Genomic DNA, 18,018 nt, shown 5'->3' on the forward strand with positions numbered 1-18,018 from the left:
AGCGCAGCTCGCGATTGCGCCGCGCGGGCGGCGCTCGATCTCACAGGCGCTGAAGATGCTCCGGCTACCCATGCCAGGAACCATAGAATCTCCCACAGGTATTACACAGGGCTGGAGTACTGTGCAGTACCTGTGGGAGCTGGCTTGCCAGCGATAGGGCCAGACCTGCAACCCCTGCATCAGCAGATTTTGGTCCCCGCCCAACTTCAGGTATGATATCGCCCCTTTCAAATCCCCCAGTCAGGCGATTTCCCATGACCAACCAGGCCGCCGAAGTCGCGAAGCGCCGCACTTTCGCAATCATTTCCCACCCCGACGCCGGTAAGACCACCATCACCGAAAAGCTGCTGCTGATGGGCAAGGCCATTGCCGTCGCCGGTACCGTGAAGTCGCGCAAGTCCGACCGCCATGCCACCTCCGACTGGATGGAAATGGAGAAGCAGCGCGGCATCTCCATCACCACCTCGGTGATGCAGTTCCCGTACCGCGAGCACATGATCAACCTGCTCGACACCCCCGGCCACGAAGACTTTTCCGAAGACACCTACCGCACCCTGACCGCAGTGGACTCGGCGCTGATGGTGCTGGACGGCGGTAAAGGTGTAGAGCCGCGGACCATCGCCCTGATGGACGTCTGCCGCCTGCGCGACACGCCCATCGTCAGCTTCATCAACAAACTCGACCGTGACATTCGCGACCCGATCGAACTGCTCGACGAGATCGAGGCGGTACTGAAGATCAAGGCCGCGCCGATCACCTGGCCGATCGGTTGCTACCGTGACTTCAAGGGCGTGTACCACCTCACCGGTGACTACATCGTGGTCTACACCCCTGGCCACGGCCATGAGCGCACCGAGGCCAAGATCATCCAGAAGCTGGACTCCGACGAGGCCCGTGCCCACCTGGGTGACCAATACGATTCGTTCGTCGAGCAACTGGAGCTGGTGCAGGGTGCTTGCCACGAGTTCAACCAGGAAGAGTTCATCAATGGTCAGCTGACCCCGGTGTTCTTCGGTACGGCACTCGGTAACTTCGGTGTCGACCACGTGCTCGACGCGGTGGTCGACTGGGCGCCGCGGCCGCTGGGGCGTGTGGCCCACGAACGTACCGTAGAGCCGGTCGAAGAGAAGTTCACCGGTTTCGTGTTCAAGATCCAGGCGAACATGGACCCGAAACACCGCGACCGTATCGCGTTCATGCGCATCTGCTCGGGCAAGTACGAAAAGGGCATGAAGATGCGCCACGTGCGCCTGAACAAGGACCTGCGTATCGGCGATGCGCTGACCTTCTTCTCCTCCGAGCGTGAGCAACTGGAAGAGGCCTTTGCCGGCGACATCATCGGCCTGCACAACCACGGCACCATCCAGATCGGTGACACCTTCACCGAAGGCGAGGCCCTGGGCTTTACCGGTATCCCGCACTTCGCCCCGGAGCTGTTCCGCCGTGTGCGCCTGAAGGACCCGCTGAAGTCCAAGCAGCTGCGCCAGGGCTTGCAGCAGCTGGCGGAAGAGGGTGCCACGCAGGTGTTCTTCCCGGAGCGCAGCAACGACATCATCCTGGGTGCGGTCGGTGTGCTGCAGTTCGACGTGGTCGCCAGCCGCCTGAAGGAAGAGTACAAGGTCGAGTGCGCCTACGAGCCGATCACCGTGTGGTCGGCCCGCTGGATCAGCTGCGACGACAAGAAGAAGCTCGAGGAATTCCAGACCAAGGCCATGGAAAACCTGGCCATCGATGGTGGCGGCCACCTCACTTACCTGGCGCCGACCCGGGTCAACCTGGCGCTGATGGAAGAACGCTGGCCGGACATCAAGTTCCGCGCTACCCGCGAGCACCACTGACTACTGGATTTGGGGCTGCCTTGCAGCCCTTCGCGGGCACGCCCGCTCCCACGGGCAATCACTGTGGGAGCGGGCGTGCCCGCGAAGGGCCGCAAAGCGGCCCCATTTCAATTCCCGGCCTTGATACTGGTCCAGATCCGCGTCCTGATACGGTCGATCTTGGCCGGCATCGCCTCCAGCGCATACAGCTTGCCCATCACGGCCTCGCTCGGGTAAATCATCGCGTTGTCCTTCAGGGCAGGGTCCACCAGCCCGTCCGCCTTGAGGTTGCCGTTGGCATACTGCACATGGTTGCTGATGTTGGCCATCACCTCCGGCTGCATCAGGTAGTTCATGTAGGCATAGCCAGCCTTTTCATCCGGCGCATCGGCCGGCATGGCCACCATGTCGAACCACAAGGGCGCGCCTTCCTTGGGTATCGAATAGCCCACCTTGACGCCGTTGTGCGCCTCTTCGGCGCGGTTCTTCGCCTGCAGCACATCCCCCGAGAAGCCCACCACCACGCAGACATCGCCGTTGGCCAGGTCGCCGGTGTATTTCGAGGAGTGGAAGTAGCTGATGTAGGGCCGTACCTGCATCAACAGCGCCTTGGCCTTGTCGTAGTCTGCCGGGTTCTGGCTGTGGTGCGGCAGGCCCAGGTAGTGCAGGGCAATCGGCAGCAGCTCGGGGCCGTTGTCCAGCACCGCTACACCGCAGCTTTTCAGCTTGCTCATGTATTCGGGCTTGAAGATCAGGTCCCACGAGTCCAGCGGCGCGTTGTCGCCCAGTACCGCTTTGACCTTGTCGATGTTGTAGCCGATTCCGGTGCTGCCCCACAGGTAGGGGAAACCGTACTGGTTGCCCGGGTCATTCACCTCCAGCGCCTTGAGCAGCACCGGGTTGAGGTTCTGCCAGTTGGGCAGCTGCGACTTGTCCAGGCGTTTCAAGGCCTTGCCCTGGATCTGCCGGGCCATGAAGTGGTTGGAAGGGAACACCACGTCGTAGCCGGAGTTGCCGGTCATCAGCTTGCCGTCGAGGGTTTCGTTGCTGTCATACACGTCGTAGGTGGGCACGATGCCAGTGGCTTGCTGGAAATTTTTCAGCGTGTCGGGTGCCACGTAGCTGGACCAGTTGTAGATTTTCACCGTTTCGGCGGCGCTGGCCACACTGGCGGCCAGCATCAAGGGTGCAAGAAGGCGTGTGCGCATGTCGGGGTTACCTTGCTTTGTCTGTTGTTATCGAAGGCAGGCGATCAGCGGATCAGAAAATCAGTACGTAGGTCTTGCGTACGGTCTCCTGGATGTCCCAGGTGCCGGTGCTATTGGCCGGTAGCATCAATGCGTCTCCGGCTTCTATAAGCAGGGGCTCGCCACCGTCGGGGGTGAAGGTGCAGCGGCCCTTGATGAAATGGCAGAACTCCTGTTGCACGATCTGCCGCCGCCAACGCCCGGGGGTGCACTCCCAGATACCGGTTTCGACGCCGTCGTCGCGTTCCACGCTGGTGACCGAAGCCACTGCCACGGGTTCGCCGAGCGGCACCGCTACCGGGCTGGCGCTAGCCAGTGCGACGCTGTCGGTATTCTTGAACTGGGTGATGCGCATGACCGGTGGATCCTGTGTTGGGGAAAGGGAGTCAGTGCATGAAGCCTTCCATGAAGTCCGCGAGCGAGCTGGCCAGGCGCCGCCTCCAAGGCGCGCTGGCGGGGTTGGCGAGGGTCCGGTCCTCGTGGACGAAGCTCTGGATGATTGCGTTGTAGCCCAGCCAGCGGCAGGGCTCGGGGGGCCAGCTGGCCAGGCTTGAAACCGGGCGGTTGTCGAGCACCCACGGTTGCGCCGTCAGCGCGTTGTGCTGGTTGAGGATCAGTGCCGCCAGGGTCCGCCCGCCCAGGTTGGTGGCGCCAACGCCTTCGCCGCCGTAACCGCCGGCCAGGGCGATGCCGCGCTGGCGGTCGCAGAGCATGTGTGGGCGGAAGCGCCGCGCCATGCCAAGGTTGCCACCCCACGAATGGGTGATGCGCACATGCTTGAACTGTGGGAACAGTTCGCTGAACAGGTACCGGCGCAGCTCGATTTCATGTTCGTCGAGGTTGAAGTTTTCACGCAGGCGGCCGCCGAAGCGGTACCCGCCCCGGGCGCCGAATACCAGCCGGTTGTCGGCCGTGCGCTGGCCATAGGTGACCTGGCGGCTGCTCTCGCTGAAGGCCTGGCCCTGGCTCAGGCCGATCTGGTCCCAGGTCGCCTCGGGGAGTGGCTCGGTGGCCACCAGCAGGCTCTGCACCGGCAGTTGGTGTTTGCCTAGCGGTGGCAGGCTGGCGGCGTAGCCTTCCACGGCGGGCACCACCCATTGGCAGCGAATGCGCGCCAGTGGTGTACGCACCTCACCCGGTTGCCAGTCGATGGCTGGGGTATTTTCGTAGATCGGTACACCCAGCGCTTCCAGCGCCCGGGCCAGGCCACGGGCGAGCATGGCCGGCTGGATGGTCGCCGTGTGCGGGCTGTAGATCGCGCCATAGGCGTTGCTGACCCGTAGCTGCGCGTCCAGCTGTTCGGGGCGCAACCAACGGTAGTCGTCTTCGGTCATGCCCTGGCGGTACAGGTCGTCGAGGTAGGCGCGCAGGCTGCGCTCCTGTTCCGGGTAGCGCGCGGCGCAATACAGTACGCCGCCTTTGCGGTAGTGGCAGTCGATGCCTTCGCGCTGCAGCACGCTGTGCACCTCGTCCGGAATTCCGTGCAGCAGGTCGATGCTGGCGCGGCGCTGCTGCGGTGACAGGCTGGCGAGCAGGCGGTCTTCGCCGAGCAGGTTGCCCATCAGCCAGCCGCCGTTGCGCCCAGAGGCGCCGAAGCCGGCGATGTTGGCATCGATCAGCGCAATGTTCAGCTGGGGTGCCTGGCGCTTGAGGTAGTAGGCGGTCCATAGCCCGGTGTAGCCCGCACCGATGATGCACACATCCGCGTCCAGGTCGTCGCGCAGGGCCGGGCGGGCGCACAGCGGCTCGTCGAGCTGGTCCATCCACAGGCTGAGCGTGCGCAGGGGTTGCATCGGGTTCGGCTCCACGTCCGTCAAGGTCTGTGGCCGATCCTAGTCGGGCGAATGGGCGGCTGTCTTACGTGCGTGCACGCAGGGAAATTTGCTTCAGGTAGGCCTTGGGTGTGAGCCCGGTGTGTTCACGGAAGCACTTGTAGAACGCCGACAGCGAATTGAAGCCAGCGTTGAACGCCAGGTCATCGATGGGTGTTCCGGCGCTGTTGTCATCAAGGCTGGCCATCAGGTGCTGCAGGCGCGCCTGGTTGACGTAGCGGTAGAAGCTTTGCCCAAGCACCTGATTCAGCAGGTAGGAAATCTGGTTGCGGCTGTAGCCACTGGCATCGGCAACTTGCTGCAGATCCAGTTCAGGGTCCAGATAGGGGCGCTGGCGCTGAAAATAGTGTTCCAGGTCCTGGGCCATGGTCGACAGCTGCCGCGGTGACAGGCCCAGGCGGCTGGTGGCTGGCCGCGCGCCGCCGGTGCCCGCGGTGTTGCCGTGCTGGCGCACCAGGGTCGCATATTCGTTGACCCGCCAGATCAGGCCGTCCCTCACGGTAATTGCCTCGCTGGACTGAAACGCCACCAGGCCATCGCCGCCCTGCACCGTAACCTGGTACTGGATGAACGCGGTGCAGCCATCGACGCGGATACGGTCACTGTGGACGATGTCTTCGCCGGCTTCGTGGGGTAGGCAGGCGCGCACGTAGTCGCGCAGTTCGCGATAGCCCAGCACGCGGTTCTGGAAGAAGTCGTGATACTGGACATCAGGGTGATAAAGCGCCATCACGCCGTCGAGGTCACGGTGCTTCCAGCACAGGTGGTAGCGCAGCACGGTCTCGGCGGTGAGTGGGGTCTGGGCGGGGTCATCGGGGAGCGTCATGGCTGGATCATGCCTTGCCGGCCAGGCCATCACAAGAATGCAGAACACCTGATGGATAGGGCGCTTTCGCGCATTTTGCACGGTTCAGCAGGCAGCCAGCGAGCTAAGCCACTGATTTATATGGGCGTCATTTTTTGTCACAGCTGGCACAGCTACTGCAAAGGTTACTGCGCGAATGGAATTCTCGCTAACAACATAAGGCGCACACATCATGATCACCTCTGCCGACTACCCCGCTGTCGATACGCAAAGCCGTTCAGGTGTTTCCTGGGCGGCGATCTTCGCTGGCGCGGCTGCTGCCGCATCCGTTTCCCTCATCCTTGTGGTACTGGGCGCGGGGTTGGGCTTCGCCGCCACCTCGCCTTGGGCTGACGAAGGGGCGAGTGCCAAAGCCCTGGGCGTTTCTACCATTGTCTGGCTGCTGCTCACGCAGATCATCGCATCGGGCATGGGCGGCTACATTGCCGGCCGGCTGCGGGTGAAGTGGGCCAACCTGCACGGTGACGAGGTGTACTTCCGCGATACCGCGCATGGCTTCCTGTCGTGGGCAGTTGCCACCCTGGTCGCCGCCATGCTGGTGCTGGGCGCGGCGGGCAACCTGGTAGGTGCCGGGGCCAGCGCTGCGTCGCAAGCGGCCACGGTGTCTGCTGCCGCAGGTGCATCGGCGGCTACCGGCAGCAACAATGACTCGATGGGGTACTTCGTCGACAGCCTGTTCCGCGGTGACGGCCCGGCGCCAGTCAGCGAAGACGCCGCCAATGGGGTTGCCGCGCGCATTCTGGCCAAGGGCATTGCCGGGGACGGCGCATTGCCTCCTGAGGACCGTACCTACCTGGCCCAGTTGGTAGCGCAGCGTACCCGCCTGACCCAGGCCGAAGCCGAAGCCCGTGTGGACCAGGTAATGGCTCAGGTGCAACAGCTGAAAACCGATGCCAAGCAAGCCGCCGATACTGCCGCCAAGGTAGCTGCCTGGACTGCCCTGTGGACCTTCGTCGCGCTGCTGTGCGGCGCCTTCATCGCCAGCGTCGCGGCCCTGTATGGCGGTCGTCTGCGCGACCGCGTGCAGTGGCTGGAAGGCGACTACGTCACTACCCGCACCGTTCAACGTTAAGCAAGGAGAATTACCATGCGCTCGATATTGCTGTGGATGCTTGGAGTACCGATTCCCGTGATCATCCTGATTGCACTGTTCATGCACTGACAGCAAAGGGCGGCCCAGGCCGCCCTTTGCTATTGCCACCGTTGACGGAGGTTGAACATGCGCTCGATATTGCTGTGGATGATCGGCGTACCGATACCGGTGATTATCCTGATCTGGATTTTCATGCATTGAACGGCTGGGGGCCGCGGGGCGGCCCATCGCGGCGCAAGGCCGCTTCTGCAGAGGTCGCGTGAACCTCACGCCAGCGCGGGCCGCTCTGGCAACTGATTAAAGAAACTGCTCCGCGTAATGACAGGCCACTTGCCGGGTACCGACTTGCCTGAACGCCGGCACGTCCTTGGCGCAGCGTTCAGTGGCATGTGGGCAGCGCTTGTGGAACGCGCAGCCGTTCGGTGGGTTCAGCGGGTTGGGCAATTCCCCGGCAATTCTGATTTTCGGCTTCAGCGGGTCGGGATGAATCGCCGGCGTCGCTGACAGCAGTGCCTGGGTGTACGGGTGCAGCGGCTTCTCGTAGATGTCCTCCTTGGGCCCCATTTCTGCGGGCCTTCCCAGGTACATCACCAGCACTTGGTCGGCCACGTGCCGCACCACCGCCAGGTTGTGCGAGATGAACACGTAGGCGGTGTTGAACTCCTCCTGCAAGTCCATGAACAGGTTCAGTACCTGTGCCTGGATCGACACGTCCAGCGCCGAGGTCGGTTCGTCTGCCACCAGTACCTTGGGCTGCAGCATCATCGCCCGGGCCAGGGCGATGCGCTGGCGCTGGCCGCCAGAGAACATGTGCGGGTAGCGCTGATAATGTTCGGGGCGCAGGCCGACCTGCTCCATCATCTTCTGCACCTTGTCTCGCCGTTCGGCCTTGCTCAGCGAGGTGTTGATCAGCAAAGGTTCGGCCAACTGGTCGCCAATCTTCTGCCGAGGGTTGAGCGAAGCGTAGGGGCTCTGGAATACCATCTGCACGTCGCGGCGCAGTTGCTTGCGCTGGGCCTTGCTGGCGCCAGTGACTTCGGTGCCGGCAATTTGCAGGGAGCCGGAAGACGGCTCTTCGATCAATGTCAGGGCGCGGGCCAGGGTCGACTTGCCGCAGCCAGACTCACCCACCACCGCCAGGGTCTTGCCGGCCTCCAGCTCGAACGACACGCCGTTGAGCGCGCGGACCAGTGCGTGGCCTTTGAACAGCCCGCGGGATACTTCGTAATGCCGGGTCAATTCCCGGGCAGTCAGAACCACGGCCATTACGCCACCTCCTGGTTCAGCGGGTAGAAGCAACGCACCAGGCTGTGCGCCTGAGGGTCGAGGGGCGGGCGCTGGCGCCGGCAGTTGTCCTGTACATAAGGGCAGCGCGGCGACAGCAGGCAGCCCACGGGGCGGTCGTAGCGGCCAGGCACGATGCCGGGCAGGGTGGCCAGGCGTTCGGCGCCAAGGCTGTGTTCGGGGATGGCCGCCAGCAGGGCTTCGCTGTAAGGGTGGGCCGGCAGGTCGAACAGCTCCGGAACCTGGCCAACTTCCACCGCCTGGCCGGCATACATCACGCACACCCGCCTGGCCGTTTCGGCGACCACGGCAAGGTCGTGGGTGATGAGGATCAGCGCCATGTTGCGCTCTTTCTGCAGGTTCACCAGCAGCTCCATGATCTGCGCCTGGATCGTCACGTCCAGCGCGGTGGTGGGCTCGTCGGCGATCAGCAGCTTGGGTTCGCCGGCAATCGCCATGGCAATCGCCACACGCTGGCTCATGCCGCCGGACAACTGGTGCGGGTAGGCATCCAAGCGGCTTTCCGCCGCCGGGATCTCGACCTTTTTCAATAGCTCAAGGGCACGTTGGCGCGCTGCCTTGCCCTTCAGGCCCAAGTGTTGGCGCAGTACCTCCTCGATCTGGAAACCTACCGTGTAGCTGGGGTTCAGTGCGGTCATCGGGTCCTGGAAGACCATGGCGATGTCCTTGCCCACCACCTTGCGCCGTTGCCGGCCGCTGAGCTTGAGCATGTCGGTGCCGTCGAACGTGAGGGCGTCGGCGGTAATGCGCCCAGGCGCATCGATCAGGCCCATCAGGGCCATCATGGTGACCGATTTACCCGAGCCGGACTCGCCAACGATCGCCAGGATCTCGCCGGCGTCCACCGCCAGGTCCAGGCCATCGACCACCGGTACGGCAGTGGCGTCGCCGAAGCGCACGTTCAGGTTGTTGATCTGTAACAGTGACATGGCGTTCTCCTCAGGCGGCGTTCTTGAGTTTCGGGTCCAGCGCATCGCGCAGGCCGTCGCCCATCAGGTTGATTGCCAACACACTGAGCAGAATGGTCAGGCCGGGCAGGCTCACCACCCACCAGGCACGCTCGATGTAGTCACGCGCCGAAGCCAGCATGGTGCCCCACTCGGGGGTGGGCGGCTGCACGCCCAGGCCAAGGAAGCCCAGGGCAGCGGCGTCGAGGATCGCCGAGGAAAAACTCAAGGTGGCCTGCACGATCAACGGTGCCATGCAGTTGGGCAGCACCGTGACGAACATCAGGCGTGGCAAGCCGGCGCCGGCCAGGCGTGCGGCCGTGACGTAGTCGCGGTTCAGCTCGCCCATCACGGCGGCGCGGGTCAGGCGCACGTAAGAGGGCAGCGACACGATGGCGATCGCAATCACCGTGTTGATCAGGCCTGGGCCGAGAATGGCGACGATCGCCACCGCCAGCAGCAGCGACGGCAGTGCCAGCATCACGTCCATCAGGCGCATGATCGACGGGCCCAGCAGTTGCGGGAAGAACCCGGCCAGCAGGCCCAGCAGGATGCCCGGGATCAGCGACATCACCACCGAGGACAGGCCGATCAGCAGCGACAGCCGCGCGCCCTGGATCAGGCGTGAAAGCAGGTCGCGGCCGAGTTCGTCGGTGCCAAGGATGAACTGCCAGGTGCCGCCTTCCAGCCACACCGGTGGGGTCAACAGGAAGTCGCGGTACTGCTCGCTGGGGTCATGGGGGGCGACCCATGGCGCGAACAGCGCGCAGAACACCACCAGGCACATGAACGCCAGGCCCATCACCGCGCCTTTGTTGCGCGCGAAGGCTTGCCAGAATTCTTTGTACGGCGAAGGGTAGAGCAGGCTTTGGTCCACCGGGCTGGCCGGCGACACGGATTTCGGAATCGGGCTAGTCATGGCAAGGGCCTCAGCGCTGATGACGGATGCGTGGGTTGGCCAGGCCGTAGAGAATGTCCACGACGAAGTTGACCAGGATTACCAGGCAGGCGATCAGCAGGATGCCGTTCTGGACCACGGGGTAGTCACGGGCGCCGATGGCTTCGATCAGCCATTTGCCGATGCCCGGCCAGGAGAAGATGGTTTCGGTCAGCACCGCACCGGCCAACAGCGTGCCGACCTGCAGGCCGAACACGGTGAGCACCGGGATCAATGCGTTGCGCAGGCCATGCACGAACACCACCCGGGCCGGCGACAGGCCTTTGGCACGGGCTGTGCGGATGTAGTCCTCGCGCAGCACTTCAAGCATCGATGAGCGGGTCATGCGCGCGATTACCGCCAGCGGGATGGTGCCGAGCACGATGGCAGGCAGAATCAGGTGCATCACCGCGTCCTTGAATGAACCTTCCTCATCGCTGAGCAGGGTGTCGATCAGCATGAAGCCGGTTTTCGGCTCGATGTCGTAGAGCAGGTCGATGCGCCCGGACACCGGGGTCCAGCCCAGGCTCACCGAGAAGAACATGATCAGGATCAGACCCCACCAGAAGATCGGCATCGAATAGCCCGCCAGGGATATGCCCATTACCCCGTGGTCGAACAGCGAGCCGCGTTTGAGCGCCGCGATCACCCCGGCCAGCAAGCCGACCACGCCAGCGAACAACAGCGCGGCAAAGGCCAGTTCCAGGGTGGCCGGGAACAAGGTCAGGAACTCGCGCCACACGCTTTCGCGGGTGCGCAGCGATTCACCCAGGTCGCCCTGGGCCAGCTTGCCGACATAGTCCAGGTACTGGACCGGCAGGGGTTTGTTCAAGCCCAGGCGCTCCATGGCCTGGGCATGCATTTCGGGGTCGACCCTGCGCTCGCCCATCATCACTTCCACCGGGTCGCCGGGGATCAGGCGTATGAGCGCGAAAGTCAGCAACGTGATGCCGAAAAAGGTCGGTATCAGCAGGCCAAGGCGCCGGGCAATAAAACTCAACATTGTCGGGGTTACCTCATCAGACCGTACGGCCAGCAGCACGCTACGGCAGTGCCGCCGGTTCCCTGCTGGGCGCCGGCGGTCGTCGTTGTTCTACTTCACCCGGGTGGTGGCGAAGTTGTTTTTGGCCAGAGGGCTGATCACGTAGCCCTCTACATTGTCACGCATGGCGGTGAACATCTTCGGGTGGGCCATGCTGATCCACGGTTGGTCGTCATCGTACACCTTCAATGCCTCGCTATAGAGCCTTGCCCGTTCGTCGTTGTCGACCACCTCGCGGGCTCGGCTGATCAGCTCCTGGAACTTAGGGTTGCACCAGCGCGCATAGTTCTCGCCGGTCTTGGCCGCCTCGCAACTGAGCAGGGGGGTGAGGAAGTTGTCCGGGTCGCCGTTGTCGCCCGCCCAGCCGGTGGACACCAGGTCGGCTTCACCGCGCTTGGCGCGGCGCAGCATCTCGGCCCACTCCATCACACGGATATCCAGCTTCAGGCCGATCTGGCCGAGGTCGGCCTGCAGCATCTCGGCCGACAGGCGCGGGTTGGGGTTGGTCATGCCACCGCCGTTGCGGGTGAACAGGGTGATGACGGTGCCCTCCGGCACACCCGCCTCCTTGAGCAGGGCGCGCGCCTTGGCAAGGTCACGCGGCGGGTTCTGGTTGGCCGGGTTGAAGCCCATCATGCTGGGCGGGTAGGGGTTCACCCCGACCAATGCATTACCTTTGCCGAACAGCTGGTCGACGTGGGTCTGGCGGTCGAACGCCATGTTGATGGCTTTACGCACGCGCACGTCGCTGAGGTACTTGTGCTGGGTGTTCATGGCAACATAGCCGGTCACCAGCGCTTCGGTTTCAGCCACCTTGAGGGTGCGGTCGGCCTTGATCGAGGGCACATCGTCCGGCTTGGGGTACAGCGCCACCTGGCACTCATTGGCGCGCAATTTCTGCAGGCGCACATTGCTGTCGGTGGCAATGGCGAAGATCAGGGCGTCGGCCGGCGGTTTGCCGCGGAAGTAGTCGGGGTTGGGTTTGAAGCGGACCTGCGCGTCCTTGTTGTAGCGCTGGAAGATGAACGGCCCGGTGCCGATGGGTTTGCTGTTCAGCTCGGCGGCCTTGCCGGCCTTGAGCAACTGGTCGCCGTATTCTGCCGAATAGATAGAGGTGAAGCCCATGGCCATGTCATGCAGGAACGGTGCTTCGGGGCGGGTGAGGGTGATCACCACGGTATGCTCGTCGGTCTTGTCCACCGCCTTGAGCAACTGGCTGAAGGCCATGCTCTCGAAGTACGGGTAGCCGACGCTGGTCTTGTCGTGCCACGGGTGGGCCGGGTCCAGCTGGCGCCGCAGGCTCCACAGCACATCGTCGGCGTTGAATTCGCGGGTGGGTGTGAAGTAGTCGGTGCTGTGGAACTTCACGCCCTTGCGCAGGTGAAAGGTATAGGTCAGGCCATCTGCTGAAATGTCCCAGCGCTCGGCCAGGGCCGGCTCGATGTCGGTGGTCCCGGGTTTGAAGTCCACCAGGCGGTTGAACAGTGTTTCAGAGGACGCGTCGAAGGTGACGGCGGTGGTGTACTGGACCACGTCGAAGCCTTCCGGGCTGGCTTCGGTGCAGACCACCAGCGGCTTGGCCGCCAGTTGCGTGGCACTGCCGAGCACCAGCGCAGCCAGCGCCAGGCGTAGCGGTCGCGACTTGATGAAAACTCTGTGCATGGGTTGAAGACTCCCTGCGTGCATTGATTCCAGCGTAGCCGCCAAGGCCCGCCGTGCAGCGGGCCGTGGCGCAAACGGTCAGAGAATGTTGAATGGGATGGTGGTGACCACGCGGAACTCGTCCAGGCTGCCATCGGCCTGCGCTTTACTGGCGCGGTGCGTGGTGTAGGTGGCGCGGATACTGGTGTCCTTCAGCGGCCCGCTCTGCACCGCGTAGCTGGTGCCGATACCCCACTCGTAGTGGGTTTCGCCATCCAGGCCCCTTACGTCATAGGCGGTGCCACGGTAGTGGGTGCCATCGATGCCCCAGCCACGGGCGTTGTACAGGTTGAACTTCAAGCCTGGCACGCCGTAGGGCGCCATGTTCAGCACGTAGGAAATCTGCAGGGATTTCTCGTTCGGGCCGTTGAAGTCCGACAGCAACGAGTTGGCCAGGAAAATGCCGTTGGTTTCGTGCAGGTAGTCGAAGTATTCGTTGCCGTTGACCTGCTGCCACGAAGCGCTGAGGGTGTGCGCCTGGTGGGTCAGGCCGAACGACAGGCTGTAGGTGTCGTTGTCGATCTTGCCCATTTTCTGGCTGCCGGCGTCGACTGTCTTGTAGTAGTTCAGGCCAGTGGTCAGGCTGAGCACCGCACTGTCGCCAAGCACGTGGTTGGCGCCGAAGTAGTACTGGTTCCAGAAGTCATCGACTTTGGTGGCGTACAGGCTGGTGCTCAGGCTCTTGAACGGCTGGTAGTTGATGCCGGCAGTGCTGGCACGGTCGGTTTCCACGCCAGTGGCGCTGTACTCGCTGCGGAACTTGCTGAGGCTTTGCTCGGTACGCGGCGAAACGCGGTCGAAGGTGCCCAGGTCGAAGTTGAGGTTGTCGAACTCGGCGCTGTGCAGGAACACGCCCTGGAAGCTTGACGGCAGGGCACGGTTGCCGATGTAGGCGATCATGGGTGTGTCCACCGATTGCCGGCCCAGGGTGAGTGTGGTGTTGGACACGCGTGCCTTGATGTTGCCCAGGCCCAGCTTGCTCCACTGGCCGATGGGGTCGCCGTCGCTGTGGGTGAGGGTGCGGTTGTTGGGGCCGGCTACGGCCTGGCGGCTCTGCTGCAGCGCAATGGCATTGTAGCCGGCGGCCTCGACGGCGATACCGACGGTGCCTTCGGTAAAGCCGGAGCTGTAGTTGAGGATGGTGCCCTGCACCCAGTTCTCACGGCTGTGGGTGTCGTGGCGGGTGCCGTCGTTCTTGTAGTACTTCCACAGGGGGGCGCGCGCCGCGCGTTCGCGGGCGTACCAGTTACGGGTGCTGCCGGACAGGTTCTGCCCCTCGATAAAACCGCTGGCCTGGGCTTGCTCGCTGGTGCTCTTGGGGGTGATGGGAATGAACGCCTGGCTTTGCGGGTCAGCCTGGGCCACGGTGGTCACTGCACTGATGGATAAGGCCAGTGCGCTCAAGGTGAATAGTTTCAAGTTGAAGCTCCCTTTCTTTTCTAGTTATGGCCGGCCTTGTGGGCCGGGTGCTTGCTGCGGTGTTGCCAGGGTTGCCGCGGGGTTGCCGGGCTTGATCCGGACGCTGTGTTGCCTGTACCGGCGAAGCGGCCGGTGCAGGTTGGCCATCAGTCAACACTCACACCGGAGAAATCATTGCGCCCAAACGGGCTGACCTTGAATTGGGAAACCTTGACGCTGAGCGGCTGGTTGACGGTGGAATGGGCCACCGGGGTGATCGGCACCTGCTGCTTGAGGCGCTGCTGTGCCTGCTGGTACAGGGCGCTGCGTTGCACCGGGTCGCTCACGCGCTTGGCCTGCATGACCAGGCTGTCGTACTGCGGATCGCACCACTGCGAGTAGTTGTTGCTGCCAATGGCGGCGCAGCTGTAGAGGGTGCCCAGCCAGTTGTCGGGGTCGCCGTTGTCACCGGTCCAGCCGATCAGGGCGATGTCGTGCTCGCCGTTTTTCATGCGCTTTACGTATTCGCCCCACTCGTAGCTGACGATGCGCACCTTGAGGCCGAGTTTGTTCCAGTCGGCCTGCAGCATTTCGGCCATCAGCTTGGCGTTGGGGTTGTACGGGCGCTGCACCGGCATGGCCCACAAGGTGACCTCGGTACCTGGCGCTACGCCGGCCTGGCGCAGCAGTTGGCGGGCCTTTTCCGGGTTGTATGGGGCATCCTTGAGGCTGTTGTCGTAGGACCATTGGGTCGGTGGCATGGCGTTGACTGCCAACTGGCCGGCGTCCTGGTACACCGCCTGGATAATGGCTTGCTTGTTCACCGCCATGTCCAGCGCCTGGCGTACTTCCAGGCGGTCGAACGGTGCATGGCGGGTGTTGTAGGCGATGTAGCCGAGGTTGAAGCCCGGCTGCTGCAGCACCTGCAGCTGGCTGTCGGCGCGAAGGGCCGGCAGGTCGGCCGGGCGCGGGTGCAGGGTGACCTGGCATTCGTTGCGGCGCAGTTTCTGGATGCGCACCGAGGGGTCTACGTTGATCGAAAACACCAGGTTGTCGAGCTTGACCTGCTCGGGGGCCCAGTAGGCCTTGTTGCCCTTGTAGCGGATCTGCGAGTCCTTCTGGTAGCGCTGGAACACGAACGGGCCGGTGCCGATCGGCTGCTGGTTGATGTCACTGGCACGCCCGCTGGCCAGCAGCTGCTCGGCGTACTCGGCAGAGAGGATCGAGGCGAAGCTCATGGCCAGGTTCTGAATGAATGCGGCATCCACCGCGTTCAGGGTGAACACCACGGTCAGAGGGTCGCGTTTCTCGACCCGGGCGATGTTCTTGTCCAGGCCCATGCTGATGAAATAGGGGAACTCGGTGGGGTAGGCCTGGCGGAACGGGTGGCCTTTGTCGAGCATGCGGTTGAAGGTGAACAGCACGTCGTCGGCATTGAAGTCGCGGCTGGGCGTGAAGGCCTTGTTGCTGTGAAACCTGACCCCCTCACGCAGATGGAATGTGTAGTTCAAGCCGTCGTCGGACACCTCCCAGCGGGTAGCCAGGGCAGGGTGCACGGCGGTGCCGCCACGTTCGAACTCGACCAGGCGGTTGTAGATCGGTTCGGCGGCGTCGTTGTCGGTGGCGGTGGTGTACTGGGCGGTGTCGAAACCGGCAGGGCTGCCCTCGGAGCAGAACACCAGGCTGTTGGCGTACAGGTGGGGGGCCTGGCTGATCAGGCCCAGGGCCAGCAGGGCAGCAAGTCGGGTGGCGTGGCGCATGGCAAGTCCTTTTCCTCTGTTTGCACCGCCCACGGGTACGAATGGCGGCAACAGTGTGCCGACCCCGCAGCGGATAGCTACAGGCCGACAAAAATTAGTGATTGGAGGGGAGGACACCCACCAGCTGGCGGGTGCCGGGGCTACCCTATTTGTCCACGCTGACGCCGTAGAAGGCGTTCAGCGCGAACGGGCTGATCTTGAAGTCCTTCACCTTGACGCTCATCGGCTGGTAGACGGTGGAGTGGGCGATCGGGGTGATCGGCACCTGCTCCTTGAGGATGCGCTGTGCCTGCTGGTACAGCTCGGTGCGCTTGGCCTGGTCGGAGGTGGCCTTGGCCTGTTTGATCAGGCTGTCGTAGGGCTTGTAGCACCACTTGGAGAAGTTGTTGCCGTCAATGGCATCGCAGCCGTAGAGGGTGCCTAGCCAGTTGTCCGGGTCACCGTTGTCGCCGCTCCAGCCAATCAGCATGGCGCCCTGTTCGCCGGCTTTGGAGCGCTTGATGTACTCGCCCCACTCATAGCTGACAATTTTTGCCTTGATGCCGATCTTGGCCCAGTCGGACTGCAGCATTTCGGCCATCAGCTTGGCATTGGGGTTGTACGGGCGTTGCACGGGCATGGCCCACAGGGTGATTTCGGTGCCTTCCTTGATGCCGGCTTCCTTGAGCAGTTGTTTGGCTTTTTCCGGGTCGAACGGTGCGTCCTTGATGCTGGTGTCATACGACCACTGCGTGGGCGGCATGGCGTTGACCGCCAGCTGGCCGGCGCCCTGGTAGACCGACTCGATGATCCGTTTCTTGTCCACGGCCATGTCCAGCGCCTGGCGCACTTTCAGCTGGGCCATGGGGTTGGGCTGGTTGCTGCCCTTGATCTGGTCCATCACGTTATAGGCGATGTAACCCAGGTTGAAGCCGGCCTGCTGGGGCATCTGCAGGTTCTTGTCGGCCTTCAGCGGCTCGATATCGGCCGGGCGTGGGAACAGGGTGACCTGGCATTCGTTCTTTTTCAGCTTCTGCATGCGCACCGAGGCGTCGGTGGTGATGGCGAAGATCAGGTTGTCGATCTTCACGTCCTCGGGCTTCCAGTAGTCCTTGTTGCCCTTGAAGCGGATCTGCGCGTCCTTCTGGTACTTGCTGAACACGAACGGGCCGGTGCCGATCGGCTTCTGGTTGATGTCGGCGGCCTTGCCGTCCTTGAGCAACTGGTCGGCGTATTCGGCGGACTGGATCGAGGCGAAGCTCATGGCCAGGTTCTGGATGAACGCTGCATCGACCTCGTTGAGGGTGAACTTGACGGTGTGCTCGTCAAGCTTCTCCAGCTTGGCGATGTTCTTGTCCATGCCCATGTCGGTGAAGTACGGGAACTCGGTCGGGTAGGCCTTGCGGAAGGGGTGGTCCTTGTCGAGCATGCGGTTGAAGGTGAACAGCACGTCGTCGGCGTTGAACGGGCGGGTCGGCTTGAAGTAGTCGGTGGTGTGGAACTTCACCCCCTCGCGCAGGTGGAAGGTGTAGGTCTTGCCATCGTCGGACACGTCCCAGCGGGTGGCCAGGCCGGGTATCACTGCAGTGCCGCCGCGTTCGAACTGCGTCAGGCGGTTGAAGACGGTTTCGGCCGAGGCGTCGAAGTCGGTGCCGGTAGTGTATTGCCCTGGATCGAAGCCGGCCGGGCTGCCTTCGGAGCAGAACACCAGGTTGGACGCGGCAAGTGCCGACGGAGCACCGGTGAGCAAGCCTGCACCGAGCAGGAACGGTATGACTGCGTGTTTGAGCATGGTGGCCTCATTTTTGTCATTTTTCGAGTGAGGTGGCCTCGTGAGCCGACCTGCGGATACTTATGCAGGGGATGTTCCCAATGCAACAGGTACAAGGATAGTTGGCGCCGGGAATGTGGCACGAACGTACATGGATGTCGCATCGCTATAACTTTCGGCGAAGTTAAACGTTTGCGTGGGCAAAATGATGGCTTTTTTCGAGGTGTTTCGAGGCGGGAATTTTGTAGGATGCACCTGAACGGTGCGTAAGAAAGGTCTGAAACGCTTTTTTCAGCCCCCACACGGCCCCTGTAGGAGCGGCCT

14 protein-coding genes are annotated in these 18,018 nt (G+C 63.1%); 2 read left to right on the forward strand and 12 right to left on the reverse strand.

Features of this window, described 5'->3' with window-relative positions; translation table 11 throughout:
• Positions 1–254: 254 nt before the first annotated feature.
• Entirely contained in the window at positions 255–1,838 is a 1,584-nt protein-coding gene (locus GYA94_RS11030; protein WP_003248481.1) for a peptide chain release factor 3, read from the forward strand.
• Between the two features lie 107 nt (positions 1,839–1,945).
• On the opposite strand, the gene GYA94_RS11035 is transcribed toward GYA94_RS11030, so the two are convergent.
• The 4 genes from GYA94_RS11035 to GYA94_RS11050 all read right to left on the reverse strand — a co-directional run bounded on the left by GYA94_RS11035 (position 1,946) and on the right by GYA94_RS11050 (position 5,722).
• Positions 1,946–3,025 (reverse strand): polyamine ABC transporter substrate-binding protein, encoded by a 1,080-nt coding sequence (locus GYA94_RS11035; protein ID WP_161892312.1) that lies wholly within the window; start codon positions 3,023–3,025, stop codon positions 1,946–1,948.
• Between the two features lie 52 nt (positions 3,026–3,077).
• Positions 3,078–3,419 carry a cupin domain-containing protein gene (locus tag GYA94_RS11040; protein WP_009685143.1) on the reverse strand — a complete coding sequence of 114 codons (342 nt, stop codon included), beginning with the start codon at positions 3,417–3,419 and terminating at the stop codon, positions 3,078–3,080.
• Positions 3,420–3,450: 31 nt separating this feature from the next.
• Complete coding sequence (locus GYA94_RS11045) at positions 3,451–4,857, reverse strand: NAD(P)/FAD-dependent oxidoreductase (RefSeq protein WP_161892313.1); 1,407 nt, start codon at positions 4,855–4,857, stop codon at positions 3,451–3,453.
• Positions 4,858–4,921: 64 nt separating this feature from the next.
• A complete protein-coding gene (locus tag GYA94_RS11050) occupies positions 4,922–5,722 on the reverse strand; it encodes an AraC family transcriptional regulator (protein WP_009685145.1) in 801 nt (266 codons plus the stop codon).
• Between the two features lie 211 nt (positions 5,723–5,933).
• Here GYA94_RS11050 and GYA94_RS11055 point away from each other — a divergent pair, with 211 nt between their 5' ends.
• Positions 5,934–6,833, forward strand: a complete 900-nt coding sequence (locus tag GYA94_RS11055) for a hypothetical protein (protein WP_047150133.1) — start codon at positions 5,934–5,936, stop codon at positions 6,831–6,833.
• A gap of 318 nt (positions 6,834–7,151) precedes the next feature.
• Here the strand turns inward: GYA94_RS11055 and GYA94_RS11060 are convergent, their stop codons facing one another.
• The 8 genes from GYA94_RS11060 to GYA94_RS11095 all read right to left on the reverse strand — a co-directional run bounded on the left by GYA94_RS11060 (position 7,152) and on the right by GYA94_RS11095 (position 17,715).
• Positions 7,152–8,120: a peptide ABC transporter ATP-binding protein gene (locus GYA94_RS11060; RefSeq protein WP_161892314.1), complete on the reverse strand. Its 969-nt coding sequence runs from the start codon at positions 8,118–8,120 to the stop codon at positions 7,152–7,154.
• A complete protein-coding gene (locus GYA94_RS11065; RefSeq protein WP_029885062.1) occupies positions 8,120–9,088 on the reverse strand; it encodes an ABC transporter ATP-binding protein in 969 nt (322 codons plus the stop codon). The genes GYA94_RS11060 and GYA94_RS11065 overlap by 1 nt, the downstream gene beginning before the upstream one ends.
• A 10-nt stretch (positions 9,089–9,098) precedes the next feature.
• Positions 9,099–10,025, reverse strand: coding sequence for an ABC transporter permease subunit (locus GYA94_RS11070; protein ID WP_009685150.1), 927 nt, complete (start codon positions 10,023–10,025; stop codon positions 9,099–9,101).
• Positions 10,026–10,035: 10 nt separating this feature from the next.
• Positions 10,036–11,046 (reverse strand): ABC transporter permease subunit, encoded by a 1,011-nt coding sequence (locus GYA94_RS11075; protein ID WP_009685151.1) that lies wholly within the window; start codon positions 11,044–11,046, stop codon positions 10,036–10,038.
• 90 nt (positions 11,047–11,136) lie between these two features.
• A complete protein-coding gene (locus tag GYA94_RS11080) occupies positions 11,137–12,747 on the reverse strand; it encodes an ABC transporter substrate-binding protein (protein ID WP_110679967.1) in 1,611 nt (536 codons plus the stop codon).
• A 78-nt stretch (positions 12,748–12,825) separates the two neighbouring features.
• Positions 12,826–14,205: an OprD family porin gene (locus GYA94_RS11085; RefSeq protein WP_161892315.1), complete on the reverse strand. Its 1,380-nt coding sequence runs from the start codon at positions 14,203–14,205 to the stop codon at positions 12,826–12,828.
• Between the two features lie 146 nt (positions 14,206–14,351).
• Positions 14,352–15,944, reverse strand: a complete 1,593-nt coding sequence (locus GYA94_RS11090; protein WP_161892316.1) for an ABC transporter substrate-binding protein — start codon at positions 15,942–15,944, stop codon at positions 14,352–14,354.
• Positions 15,945–16,089: 145 nt separating this feature from the next.
• Positions 16,090–17,715, reverse strand: a complete 1,626-nt coding sequence (locus GYA94_RS11095; RefSeq protein WP_054881441.1) for an ABC transporter substrate-binding protein — start codon at positions 17,713–17,715, stop codon at positions 16,090–16,092.
• Between the last annotated feature and the right edge of the window lie 303 nt (positions 17,716–18,018).

Origin of the sequence: Pseudomonas juntendi (genome assembly GCF_009932375.1) — a bacterium.
In the GTDB taxonomy this organism is placed as follows: domain Bacteria; phylum Pseudomonadota; class Gammaproteobacteria; order Pseudomonadales; family Pseudomonadaceae; genus Aquipseudomonas; species Aquipseudomonas juntendi.

What these genes read in the sequence shown, in the direction of transcription:
- GYA94_RS11030 (WP_003248481.1), top strand. Translation starts at nt 255, where the DNA reads ATGACCAACCAGGCCGCCGAAGTCGCGAAGCGCCGCACTTTCGCAATC.
- GYA94_RS11035 (WP_161892312.1), bottom strand. Translation starts at nt 3,025, where the DNA reads ATGCGCACACGCCTTCTTGCACCCTTGATGCTGGCCGCCAGTGTGGCC.
- GYA94_RS11040 (WP_009685143.1), bottom strand. Translation starts at nt 3,419, where the DNA reads ATGCGCATCACCCAGTTCAAGAATACCGACAGCGTCGCACTGGCTAGC.
- GYA94_RS11045 (WP_161892313.1), bottom strand. Translation starts at nt 4,857, where the DNA reads ATGCAACCCCTGCGCACGCTCAGCCTGTGGATGGACCAGCTCGACGAG.
- GYA94_RS11050 (WP_009685145.1), bottom strand. Translation starts at nt 5,722, where the DNA reads ATGACGCTCCCCGATGACCCCGCCCAGACCCCACTCACCGCCGAGACC.
- GYA94_RS11055 (WP_047150133.1), top strand. Translation starts at nt 5,934, where the DNA reads ATGATCACCTCTGCCGACTACCCCGCTGTCGATACGCAAAGCCGTTCA.
- GYA94_RS11060 (WP_161892314.1), bottom strand. Translation starts at nt 8,120, where the DNA reads ATGGCCGTGGTTCTGACTGCCCGGGAATTGACCCGGCATTACGAAGTA.
- GYA94_RS11065 (WP_029885062.1), bottom strand. Translation starts at nt 9,088, where the DNA reads ATGTCACTGTTACAGATCAACAACCTGAACGTGCGCTTCGGCGACGCC.
- GYA94_RS11070 (WP_009685150.1), bottom strand. Translation starts at nt 10,025, where the DNA reads ATGACTAGCCCGATTCCGAAATCCGTGTCGCCGGCCAGCCCGGTGGAC.
- GYA94_RS11075 (WP_009685151.1), bottom strand. Translation starts at nt 11,046, where the DNA reads ATGTTGAGTTTTATTGCCCGGCGCCTTGGCCTGCTGATACCGACCTTT.
- GYA94_RS11080 (WP_110679967.1), bottom strand. Translation starts at nt 12,747, where the DNA reads ATGCACAGAGTTTTCATCAAGTCGCGACCGCTACGCCTGGCGCTGGCT.
- GYA94_RS11090 (WP_161892316.1), bottom strand. Translation starts at nt 15,944, where the DNA reads ATGCGCCACGCCACCCGACTTGCTGCCCTGCTGGCCCTGGGCCTGATC.
- GYA94_RS11095 (WP_054881441.1), bottom strand. Translation starts at nt 17,715, where the DNA reads ATGCTCAAACACGCAGTCATACCGTTCCTGCTCGGTGCAGGCTTGCTC.